At 34.8% G+C, this 12231-nt stretch carries 9 protein-coding genes; 4 read left to right on the forward strand and 5 right to left on the reverse strand.

Annotation, left to right across the window (positions count from 1 at the left end):
- Positions 1 to 74: 74 nt before the first annotated feature.
- Positions 75 to 1118 carry a thiamine-phosphate kinase gene (gene thiL, locus EMN46_RS05175; RefSeq protein ID WP_154199618.1) on the forward strand — a complete coding sequence of 348 codons (1044 nt, stop codon included), beginning with the start codon at positions 75 to 77 and terminating at the stop codon, positions 1116 to 1118.
- Between the two features lie 295 nt (positions 1119 to 1413).
- Here thiL and lpxA read toward each other — a convergent pair whose 3' ends face one another.
- From lpxA to EMN46_RS05195, 4 genes are all read right to left on the reverse strand, one after another.
- Complete coding sequence (gene lpxA, locus EMN46_RS05180; protein WP_154199619.1) at positions 1414 to 2196, reverse strand: acyl-ACP--UDP-N-acetylglucosamine O-acyltransferase; 783 nt, start codon at positions 2194 to 2196, stop codon at positions 1414 to 1416.
- Between the two features lie 90 nt (positions 2197 to 2286).
- Positions 2287 to 3678 (reverse strand): bifunctional UDP-3-O-[3-hydroxymyristoyl] N-acetylglucosamine deacetylase/3-hydroxyacyl-ACP dehydratase, encoded by a 1392-nt coding sequence (locus tag EMN46_RS05185; RefSeq protein ID WP_154199620.1) that lies wholly within the window; start codon positions 3676 to 3678, stop codon positions 2287 to 2289.
- 54 nt (positions 3679 to 3732) lie between these two features.
- On the reverse strand, positions 3733 to 4767 hold the full coding sequence (lpxD, locus tag EMN46_RS05190) for a UDP-3-O-(3-hydroxymyristoyl)glucosamine N-acyltransferase (RefSeq protein WP_154199621.1): 1035 nt from the start codon (positions 4765 to 4767) through the stop codon (positions 3733 to 3735).
- Between the two features lie 331 nt (positions 4768 to 5098).
- Positions 5099 to 6346, reverse strand: a complete 1248-nt coding sequence (locus tag EMN46_RS05195; protein ID WP_154199622.1) for an HD domain-containing protein — start codon at positions 6344 to 6346, stop codon at positions 5099 to 5101.
- Between the two features lie 342 nt (positions 6347 to 6688).
- Here EMN46_RS05195 and rimP point away from each other — a divergent pair, with 342 nt between their 5' ends.
- The 3 genes from rimP (at position 6689) to infB (ending at position 11516) form a co-directional block, all read left to right on the forward strand.
- Entirely contained in the window at positions 6689 to 7153 is a 465-nt protein-coding gene (gene rimP / locus EMN46_RS05200; RefSeq protein ID WP_154199623.1) for a ribosome assembly cofactor RimP, read from the forward strand.
- Positions 7154 to 7173: 20 nt separating this feature from the next.
- Positions 7174 to 8412, forward strand: coding sequence for a transcription termination factor NusA (gene nusA / locus EMN46_RS05205; protein ID WP_229130280.1), 1239 nt, complete (start codon positions 7174 to 7176; stop codon positions 8410 to 8412).
- A gap of 62 nt (positions 8413 to 8474) precedes the next feature.
- Complete coding sequence (infB, locus tag EMN46_RS05210) at positions 8475 to 11516, forward strand: translation initiation factor IF-2 (RefSeq protein WP_154199625.1); 3042 nt, start codon at positions 8475 to 8477, stop codon at positions 11514 to 11516.
- A 278-nt stretch (positions 11517 to 11794) separates the two neighbouring features.
- On the opposite strand, the gene gcvH is transcribed toward infB, so the two are convergent.
- Positions 11795 to 12169, reverse strand: coding sequence for a glycine cleavage system protein GcvH (gcvH, locus tag EMN46_RS05215; protein ID WP_154199626.1), 375 nt, complete (start codon positions 12167 to 12169; stop codon positions 11795 to 11797).
- Positions 12170 to 12231: the final 62 nt, after the last annotated feature.

A 12231-nucleotide genomic window follows, 5' to 3' on the forward strand; every position in this document is an offset into this window, starting at 1 on the left:
ATAACAAGTCTTACCCATTCCTATTTTTTTCTCTACCTTTGCAAACAAATTCTAAATTTAGAAATCAGCGTATTATGCAGGAAAATAAGAATCAAGGAACCGATATATCTACTTTAGGTGAATTTGGTCTAATCAGACACCTAAGTGAAAATGTAAAACTAACTCAAGAAACTACTCATAAAGGTATTGGTGATGATGCTGCAGTATTAAACCAAACGGGTAAAAAAACAATTGTTACAACCGATCTTTTGGTTGAGGGTATCCACTTTGATTTGATGTACACACCACTTCGTCATCTGGGTTATAAAGCGATTGTTGTCAATCTTTCGGACGTTTATGCCATGAATGCTGAACCTAAGCAGGTAACTGTTTCTTTGGCTATTTCGAAACGTTTCACCGTAGAAGCTATCGACGAAATTTACGAAGGCATCAATATGGCTTGCGAAAAATACAATGTCGACTTAGTTGGTGGGGATACCACATCATCACTTACTGGTCTTTGCATTTCGATTACTGCCATTGGCGAAGCTGATGAAAATCAGATTACTTACAGAAGCGGTGCAAAAGTAAACGACTTAATTTGTGTTTCTGGCGATCTTGGAGCAGCTTATGCAGGTCTTCAACTTTTAGATAGAGAAAAGCGTATTTTTGATAACAATCCTGAAATTCAACCTGACTTAACAGGACACGATTACATACTTGAACGTCAGCTAAAACCAGAAGCTCGAAAAGATATTTTTGAAAGTTTACAAGACGCCAAAATCGTTCCTACTTCAATGATAGATATATCCGATGGCTTATCATCGGAATTATTCCATATTTGTAAGGCATCTGAAGTTGGTTGCCAAATTTACGAAGAGAAAATCCCCATCGATTTTGAGACACACAAAATGGCTGAAGAGTTAAATATGAACTATTCTATATTTGCTCTTAATGGTGGTGAAGATTACGAATTGCTTTTCACAGTACCTCTTGACAAACATGAAGAAATCGAGAAAATGGCCGACGTTAAAATAATTGGTCATATTTGCGATGCAAGCAAGGGAAAACACATGATTACTCGTGATAACAACGAGTTTGCTCTTCAAGCTCAAGGTTGGACAAACTTTACGGAGTAAATAAAAAAAGAGTGAAAGAGTGAAAAATAGCACCACTCCTTACTACGTTCATTTAAAGATATAATGATAGGCAGTTTCGAAAGAATCTGCCTATTTTATTTGCAAGAAATTACAAACCAATCAAATTTAATCTATAAATAAATTCACCCCTTACGGGATACATAAACCGCTATACAACAAACGCCCGTTTCACGGACGCTTACTCAAATTCAGCCTCTTCGAGGCAAATAAAAACAAAAAAGCGCTTGTTTCAATTAAGAAACAAGCGCTTTTTCTATATCTTATAAATAAGGTGCTACTCTGGGAAATACCCACGCATAATACCTCGTTTAGAATTCTTAACGAAAAGGATAATTTCATCACGCTCTGGCGATGCAAACATTTCAGCTTCAATTGCCTCAATTGCTGCATGATTATTCATTCCTTTTTGGTAAAGGTAACGGTACACATCCTGAATTTCACGAATTTTCTCGTTAGAATACTCACGACGACGTAAACCAATTGAATTTACACCTACATACGAAACAGGCTCGCGAGCCGCTTTCACAAATGGAGGAATATCTTTACGAACCAAAGATCCACCTGAAACCATAACATGAGCACCAATATGAACAAACTGATGTACAGCTACAAGACCACTTAAGATAGCGAAATCGTCAATCACAACCTCACCAGCAATTTGAGTTGCATTACCAATAATAATATTGTTACCCAATACACTATCGTGAGCAATGTGTGAATAAGCCATTAATAAACAGTTATCACCCACTACAGTTTTACCTTTTGCAACTGTTCCTCTATTAATAGTTACACATTCGCGAATAGTTGTATTATTTCCAATTTCAACGGTCGTTTTTTCGCCACGAAATTTCATATCTTGAGGTACAGCACCAATAACAGCACCAGGAAATACAGTACAGTTTTTTCCAATACGTGTTCCTTCTAAAATCGTTGCATTTGAACCAATACGCGTTCCTTCTTCAATCACTACATTTTTATCGATAGTAACAAAAGGCTCAATAACCACATTATCGGCAATTTTTGCCTCTGGATGTACGTAAGCTAAGGGTTGCTTCATTTTATATTTTTTATTTACACATCGGAAGAATAAGCACAAAAACCTTAGTCTTCTTTCCGATAGATGAAAATTTATATTCTATTTCTAAAACTACTTTTTCTTGGCAATTTGAGCTACAAATTCACCTTCAGCTACAACAGTATTCCCCACATATGCTACACCTCTCATGTTAGCAATACCACGACGAATAGGTGACAAGAAAGCCAATTTGAAAATTAGGGTATCACCAGGCATAACCTTTTTTCTAAACTTAATATTATTTTGAGTCAAGAAGTAAGTTCCATAATTCTCTGGATCATCAACCTGATTTAAAACAAGAATACCACCACATTGCGCCATAGCCTCAACCATAAGTACACCTGGCATTACAGGTTCTCCTGGAAAGTGACCAACAAAATACGGTTCATTCATAGAAACATTCTTAACCCCGACTATACTATCGCTTTGAATATCTATAATCTTGTCAACCAATAAAAACGGAGGACGATGTGGTAATAATTTCATTACCCCAATAATATCTAAAACAGGCTCTTTATTAGGATCGTAAGCCGGTACTGAATCTTTTCCCATCTCTTTTTTAATTCTACTGATTAATATTTTAGCCATCTCTGTATTAGACCCATGACCCGGGCAGGTTGCAATCACTCTACCCTTTATAAATTTACCACAAAGTGCCAAATCACCCATTACATCAAGCAATTTGTGACGTGCACATTCGTTATCAAAATACAAATCGACATTACTTAAAACACCTTCTTTTACTTCAACACTTTCGTGATTGAATAAAGCAGCAATACGATCTAATTCTTCTTGTTCCATAGGTTGATCCATAATAACAATTGCGTTATCGAGATCACCACCTTTTACAAGATTATTATTCAACAGGAATTCTAGTTCACGAACAAAAACGAAAGTACGACAGGTCGAAATTTCATCTTTATATTCGCTCAAGCCATTCATGCTTGCAAACTGGTTTCGAAGAACCTTTGAGTCGTAAGCAACCATTACATTTACATTAAAGTCAGCATCAGGAAGAATAACTAATTCAACACCTTTTGCTTCATCTTTGTAAACAATCTTATCCTTAACAACAAAGTATTCGCGAATTGCATCTTGTTCTACAATTCCAACTTCCTCAATACCTTCAACGTAGAATTTCGCACTACCATCCAAAATAGGAGGTTCAGAAGAACTAAGCTCTATCATACAGTTATCAACACCACAACCGTACAAAGCTGAAAGAGCATGCTCAATTGTTTGAACTTTACACTCTCCTTTTTGCAATACGGTTCCTCTCGATGTATCTACAACATATTTGGCACTCGCTTTAATTACAGGCTGTCCCTCAAGGTCAATTCTTTTTAATTGATACCCGTGATTCTCTGGAGCTGGTAGAAATTTAATTGAAACCTCTACTCCTGTATGTAAACCTTTCCCTGTAAGGGAAAATTCTTTTGCTAAAGTTCTTTGTTTATCAGCCATTATACTAATTCAATACTCTTATTCCTATTCTAGAGAATTCGATCCTCAAATAACTTATTTTTTCAGTTCCTTCAACTCCTTCTCCATTGTCATGATTTGCTCACGCATTTTAGGAAGGTTTTTGAATAACACATATGATTTTTGGTAAGGACCAAATTCAAAAGCCGGAGACCCTTGAATAACCATACCTACTTTTTTAATGCTTTTTCCAACACCAGATTGTGCTGCAATTTTAACTTCATCAGCAATTGACATGTGCCCTGCAAATCCAACCTGGCCACCAATCATACAATTTTTTCCAATTTTACTTGAACCTGCAACACCTGTTTGAGCTGCAATAACTGTATTCTCATCAATTTCGACATTATGAGCTACCTGAATTAGATTATCCAACTTCACTCCCTTACGGATAAATGTTGATCCCATTGTAGCTCTATCAACGCAAGTGTTTGCCCCAATTTCTACGTGATCTTCAATAACTACATTACCAACTTGTGGTACTTTCTTATAATCGTTTGCCGATGATGGAGCGAATCCAAAACCGTCACCACCTATAACTACACCCGAATGGAAAATACATTCCGCTCCAATTTCACAACCAGCGTATACTTTTACACCTGAGTTTAAAACCGTATTATCACCAATTGTCACATTATCACCAACATAAACATGAGGAAACAATTGCACATTTTTGCCAAGCTTCACATTACTACCTACATAAGCAAAAGCACCAATATAAACTTGTTCGCCAACGGTTGCAGTTTTACTCACAAAAGAGGGTTGTTCAATACCTACGTGTTTAGGCTTACTTTGCTCATACATTTCTAACAACTGGGCTAAAGCCTGATAAGCATCTTCAACACGAATTAAAGTCGCTGCAATTTTCTTATCAGCTACAAAATCTTTGTTTACTAAAACGATAGACGATTTAGTTTCATAAATATAATGAACATATTTAGGATTCGCTAAAAACGATAATGTTCCGAACTCTCCTTCTTCAATTTTGGATACATTATTTACTGAAACAGCACCGTCACCTTCGACTTCACCATTCAGAAACTCTGCAATATCATTTGCTGTAAAATTCATCTTTGTATTTTATAAACGCCTTATAAATAAACAAATACAGAGTATTTGTAATGAAGAATCATAATACTTCAATTTATAAATCACATGATTTAAAATCAAAAATAAAACTCAACATAATATCGACTTGTAATTAATTCCTCAAGTCCATTTTATATGGCAAAATTTACGCAAATCTAATAAATATTTTAAGCCTATAAAAATTTAGCCCATAAAGCCATGAACAATCACCCCAATATATATGAATTAGTTAGGTTCAAATTTTATTATAATCAAGCAATAAATAGACATGCATTTTTAAAACAAAAGCTAATAATAGTCCTAAAAATAGGCTTTACAGAGAATCTTTAAATTTTGGATAACAGATATAGTATTTCTTAACCGTTTTAGAAAGCACCGAAATATTTAACATATCAGATGCCTTACTAATATCCTGTTGACTACCATCTTTAGATAAAATATTAATTCTATCATCGTCCTTACTATATGCATTATTAGATATAGAGCTCTTAACCACTAAATAATTTAAAGCATGATTAGAACAGCCCAACTTGTTTTTAACTTGTTTTCGAATATTTGCAACATATTCTTTAGCAAAAGGTTTTTTACCAATTTCAATTTTAAATAGATGTCTATCTTTTATGGCTTTGCACAAATATGCAAGAACCTTATCAGAATGATTAGTCCAAACTTTAATTGAAACCATGATATCATTATCATCTAAGTCGGCAAAAACTTCAAGCGAATCTTTGTCTCCAACAACTTTATCCTTGCTTTTAAATTGTTCCATACCAACCTTATTATATAAAAAATAACGCAGAGCTGGTGTCCCAAATAATTCTTCACCTCTATCGGACAAATACTTAGCTCTTTTTAGAATACCCACCAACATTTCCTCAGCAGCCAAACTCGTTTTATGCAAGTAAACTTGCCAATACATCAATCTTCGTGCAATAAGAAATTTCTCAATAGAATAAATCCCCTTTGCTTCAACAGCAAGATTTCCATTAACAACATCGAGCATTTTAATTATTCGAGTCGATCCAATCGCACCCTCACTTACTCCTGTAAAAAAACTATCCCTTCTTAAATAATCTAAACGATCCATATCAAGCTGACTGGAAACAAGTTGATGCAAAAATGGCTTGTGATATTCATTTTTAAAAATCTGGATTGCTAAATCTAACCTCCCATCAAACTCCGTATTTAAACGTTCCATAAATAACTCAGACAAACATTCATGGTTTATACCATCGACAATACTATACTCTAAAGCGTGAGAAAAAGGCCCATGTCCAATATCATGCAACAAAATAGCCGTTTTTACAGCTTCAGATTCTTCTGGGCTTATATCTACACCCTTAGCCTGAAGCGATTCTAAAGCCATTTGGGTTAAGTGAGTCGCTCCTAAAACATGCTGAAAACGATTATGAATTGCCCCTGGAAAAACCAAAAAGGTCATACCTAATTGCTTAATACGCCTTAGTCGTTGAATAAAAGAATGTTCTACGAGTTCATAAGGAAGTCCTGACGGAATATCAATAAAACCATGAATAGGATCACTAAGTACTTTATGTTTCATTTCCTTTTAGTTTAAATTTAATCAAGTGACATAAATCTGCCTAGGAATTTCTTCTCAACCAATTATGCTATACTTCACTTTCCCAATACAAATAAGCAGCACAAACATATTTGTGTCATGTTATAAACAAATGTAATAAAAAGAGACATAAGCCATCTCATTTGAACTCAAAACACAACTTTTGAACTTAAGAAAAACTCATTAACAATTAGAAAACAATAATTTAGACACCTCTCATTTGCATATTAAAACAAATATATCTAATTTCGCAGCGAAAAGTAACATTTCACACGTGCTTTAGGGGACAATAAAGTCCCCTATTTTATTGAAAACAACTCCTTTATGATTGACAAAAAAACAATCCAGGAAATTATTGAAAAAGAGATCGAAAATAGCGATCTTTACTTGGTTGAAATTAAGGTTTCTTCGGACAATACTATTTCTGTGATGATTGACAGTTTAGCAGGGGTTCCGATCATTAAATGCATTGAATTGAGCCGTGCTATTGAAGGTCAATTAGATCGAGAGGTTGAAGATTTTGAATTATCAGTTTCTTCAGCAGGAATAGGACAAACTTTTCAAGTCGTACAACAATATCACAAAAATGTAGGGAAAGAAGTTGAAGTCCTTACAACAGAAGGCAATAAATTTACCGGCAAACTATTAATTGTTGGTGAAAATGGAATAGAAATAGAAGTTGAGGAATTAGTCAAAGTAGAAGGAAAGAAAAAGAAGCAGTTGAATACAAAAACGCTAGCTTTCGACTTTGATCAAATAAAATCAACAAAAGATATAATTACTTTTTAACAAGTGAATCGCTGAGTCATATGAATCTTATTGAAACTTTTTCAGAATTTAAAGAGTTAAAAAACATCGATCGTGCTACAATGATGAGTGTTTTGGAAGATGTATTCCGAAACCTTTTGTTGAAGAACTACGGTACTGATGAAAACTTTGACATCATCATTAACCCTGACAAGGGTGATTTAGAAATCTGGAGAAATCGTGTCGTAGTTAAAGATGGAGAGGTTGAAGATTCCAATCTTCAGATTCCATTATTGGAAGCTAAGAAAATTGACACAGACTATGAACTTGGTGAGGAAGTAACTGATGAAGTTAAATTCTTAGATTTTGGACGACGTTCAATTCTAACACTTCGTCAAAACCTTTCTGCTCGTATTATGGAGCTTGAAAAAGATAATATTTTCAACACCTATAAAGATCGTATAGGTGAGATTATCACTGGTGAAGTTTATCAGATTTGGAAAAAAGAGATTCTTGTTATCGATGATGAAGGTAATGAGTTGATTATGCCTAAGGCAGAACAAATACCTTCTGATTACTTCCGCAAAGGAGAAAACATAAGAGCTGTTATTGTTAGTGTAGAAGTAAAAAACAATAATCCTCTTATTATTATATCTAGAACATCTACAGTATTCCTTAAGCGCTTATTTGAACTTGAGGTTCCTGAGATTTTTGATGGCTTGATTACAATCAAAAACATAGTTCGTACTCCTGGAGAGAGAGCAAAAGTAGCCGTAGAATCTTACGATGAGCGTATTGATCCAGTTGGTGCTTGTGTGGGTATGAAAGGATCGAGAATTCATGGTATCGTACGTGAATTGAAAAACGAGAATATCGATGTTATTAATTATACAGAAAATACATCATTGTATATTTCTCGTGCTCTTAACCCAGCTAAAGTAAACTCGGTTAAAATTAATGATGAAACAAACAGAGCTGAAGTATACTTAAATCCAGAAGAAGTATCATTAGCTATTGGTAAAGGCGGTTTAAATATTAAACTTGCTGGTCAACTTACAGGATACGAAATCGACGTTTATCGCGAGAAAGTAGCCAATGAAGTTGAAGGTGATGAAGATGTAAACTTATCAGAATTTGGTGATGAGATTGAAACTTGGATCATCGAAGAATTTAAGAAAATAGGTTGCGACACTGCCCGTTCTGTGTTGGAACTTACTGCAGAGGAATTAGAAAAGAGAACAGATCTTGAAATTGAGACTATTGAAGAAGTTTTAAATATTTTGAATTCAGAATTTGAATAATCAGTTTTAATCCTCAATAATTTTAGTTTAAGATACAGACATTTAACAGTTAACTTCAGAATATGACAAAAGTCAATAACAACATAAGACTTAGTAAACTAGCTCGAGAATTCAACGTAGGTATTACTACTATCGTAGAATTTTTAAATAAAAAAGGGATTGAAATCGATTCAAACCCTAATAATAAAGTGTCCGGTGAAACCTACAATATTCTTGCAAAAGAGTATAGTTCAGATTTGAATCTGAAAAAGGAATCCGAAAAAGTAAATCTGAAGAGCACAAGAGAGAAAAAAGAACCTGTATATCTAGAAGGTTCTGAACCTGTAGTGCAAGAAAAAACTGAAAAAGTAGCTAAAGAAGAAGTGCCAAAAAGTACAGTAAAAGTAGTTGGCAAAATCGATTTAGAAGCTGTATCAAAACCTAGAAAAAAAGAAGAAGCGAAGGTAAAAGAGCCAAAAGTTGAGAAAGAGACTGTGAAGAAAGAAAAGGCTCCTGTATCTAAAGACAAAGTTGCTACACCTAAGGCTGAATCTAAAGAAAAAACTAAACAACCTTCGGAAGCTAGTGCCGAAGAACAATCTGTTAAAATGGAATCGCCTAAAAAAGAAGAAGCAAAGTCTGAAGCAAAATCTTCTGACAAAAAAGACGAATTTAAAGTCATCGGGAAAATTGATTTGAATGCAATGAATCAAAGAACTCGACCTGCTAAGAAAACTAAAGCAGAGAAAGATGTTGAAAGAAAGGAGAAACAGAAAACAGTTACTCCTCCAACTAAAAAACATGTTGGAAAATCTAAACCAACTACAGCTCCTAATCCAGCTCCAGTTGCAGATACAACTCCAACTCCTGCTCCAGCTCCAACAGCTGAAGTTAAACCTGAGAAAAAAGAAGATGAGATTTTCAAAGCATCGACTCTAAAATTAACTGGGCCTAAAGTGCTTGGAAAAATTGAGTTGCCTACTGAGAAGAAAACATCTCATGCTGATAAAGATAAAGCCAAAAATCAACGTAAGAAACGTAAGCGTATTAAGAAAGATGGCGAGAAAGTAAATGTTGCTGCTCAAAAAGGAACTAATCGACCTAGAGGTACAGGTGCTGGCGCTGCAAGAGCTGCTGCCACTGGTAGTACAAGTGGAAAACCACGTAGAGACTCTAAATTTAATAAGCTGAAAAGAAAACCAGCTGTAAAACGAGAGGTTACTGAGGAAGATGTTCAAAAGCAAATTAAAGACACTTTAGCTAGATTAACATCTAAGGGTGGAAAAACAAAGAAATCGAAACACCGTCGCGATAAACGTGACATGGTAAGTGTTAGACAGCAAGAGATTGAAGATAAGAAAGAAGCTGAAAAGAACACTATTAAGCTTACTGAATTTGTTACGGTAAGTGAACTTGCTTCGATGATGGAGGTTACTGCAACCCAAATTATTGGAACATGTATGGGACTTGGTCTTTTTGTATCAATCAATCAACGATTAGATGCTGAGACAATTTCAGTAGTTGCTGATGAGTTTGGTTTTGAAGCCGAATTCGTAAGTGTTGAAATTCAAGAGTCAATTGAAGAAGAAGTTGATAGCGAAGAAGATTTAATTTCTAGAGCTCCTATTGTTACCGTAATGGGTCACGTTGACCATGGTAAAACTTCATTACTTGACTACGTACGTCATGCGAACGTAATTAAAGGTGAAGCAGGGGGGATTACTCAGCATATTGGAGCATATAATGTAAAACTTGATGATGGAAGACGTGTTTCTTTCTTAGATACTCCAGGTCACGAAGCCTTTACAGCGATGCGTGCTCGTGGTGCACAAGTAACAGATATTGCAATTATTATTGTAGCTGCTGATGATAACGTGATGCCACAAACAATTGAGGCAATCAATCACGCTAGTGCTGCAGGTGTACCTATTGTGTTTGCGATTAATAAGATCGACAAAGATGGTGCAGATCCAGAAAGAATTAAAAGTGAACTTGCTAATATGAACTACCTAGTTGAAGAATGGGGTGGTAAATATCAATGTCAAGAAATTTCGGCTAAAAACGGTATTAATATCGAAGAGTTACTTGAAAAAGTATTACTAGAAGCTGAGATGCTTGAACTAAAAGCAAATCCAAAGAAACGTGCGATAGGTTCAGTTATTGAATCATCACTAGATAAAGGTAGAGGTTACGTAACAACGTTATTGGTTCAAGCGGGAACTCTAACAGTTGGTGATATTCTACTAGCAGGTAGTTATACTGGTCACGTTAAGGCTATGTTTAACGAGCGTGGTCAAAAAATTGACACAGTTGGTCCTTCTGAACCAGCATTAATCCTTGGTTTAAATGGTGCACCACAAGCGGGTGACAATTTTAACGTAATGGAGAGTGAAAAAGAAGCTCGTGGTATTGCAAATAAACGTGAACAATTACAACGTGAACAAGGTCTTAGAACTCAAAAACATATTACACTTGATGAAATTGGTCGTCGTATTGCAATTGGAAACTTCCAAGAGCTTAACGTGATTGTGAAAGGTGATGTGGATGGTTCTATTGAGGCACTTTCTGATTCATTAATCAAACTATCAACTGAAGAAATTCAAGTTAATGTGATTCATAAAGCCGTTGGACAAATTTCTGAGTCTGATGTTATGCTTGCAACTGCATCGAACGCGATTATTGTTGGTTTCCAAGTTAGACCATCAATTGGAGCTAGAAGAATTGCAGAGAAAGAAGAAATCGATATCAGATTGTACTCAATTATCTACGATGCTATTGAAGAATTAAAAGCAGCAATGGAAGGTATGCTTTCTCCAGATATTAAGGAAGAGATTGTGGCTACTGTTGAGGTTACTGAAACATTCGATATTTCTAAAGTCGGAACAATTGCAGGTTGTATTGTTCGTGATGGTAAGATTAAGCGTAGTTCTAAGATTCGATTAATTCGTGATGGTATTGTTATCTATTCTGGATTACTTGGTTCATTAAAACGTTTCAAAGACGATGTTAAGGAAGTTGCTAAAGGTTATGAATGTGGTTTGAATATCGATAAATTCAACGACATTAAGATTGGTGACATGGTAGAAGCTTTTGAAGAAGTAGAAGTTGCTAAGAAGCTAAAATAATAGCTCAAAACATATTTTTAAAAGAGAGGCTGTTTCAAATGAAACAGCCTCTTTTTTTTGTTCCTTTCACAAAACAAGTAGAACTATAAACTTGTCTCTATCTTTTAAGATTTAAGGTTAATAACAATCTTATAAGACTAAAATAAGCTCCTCTGAGAGACTGAATGATTAAATTCAAGGGATAATTCCCATCTTAAAACTTAAGGCTCATGTTGCGAAAATAAGGGCACAAAAAAAAGCCCTGAAAAATCAGAGCTTTATATATTGTTAGGAAACTATTAAAGTAATTCCTTGTACTGTTCTGCAGTTAATAAATCTTCAATTCCTGAAGCATCTGCAACACTAACTTTAATAATCCAACCTTCACCATAAGGATCTGAGTTTACAAGATCTGGAGTATCTTCTAATTTAGCATTGAATTCCAATACTTCACCTTTTAAAGGCATAAATAGATCAGAAACAGTTTTTACAGCTTCAATAGTTCCAAAAACTTCTTCTTTATCTAAAGACTCACCTTCAGTTTCAACTTCTATAAAAACGATATCACCTAATTCACCTTGAGCAAAATCAGTAACACCAACATAGGCTTCATCACCTTCAATACGAATCCATTCGTGGTCTTTTGTAAACTTTAAATTTTCAGGTACATTCATGACAATTATTGTTTAAGTCTAAATTTTATTTTGATCCAAATTTACATTTTTTTTCGAATTAT

It is taken from the genome of Ancylomarina sp. 16SWW S1-10-2 (assembly GCF_009669305.1).
Taxonomy (GTDB): Bacteria; Bacteroidota; Bacteroidia; order Bacteroidales; family Marinifilaceae; genus Ancylomarina.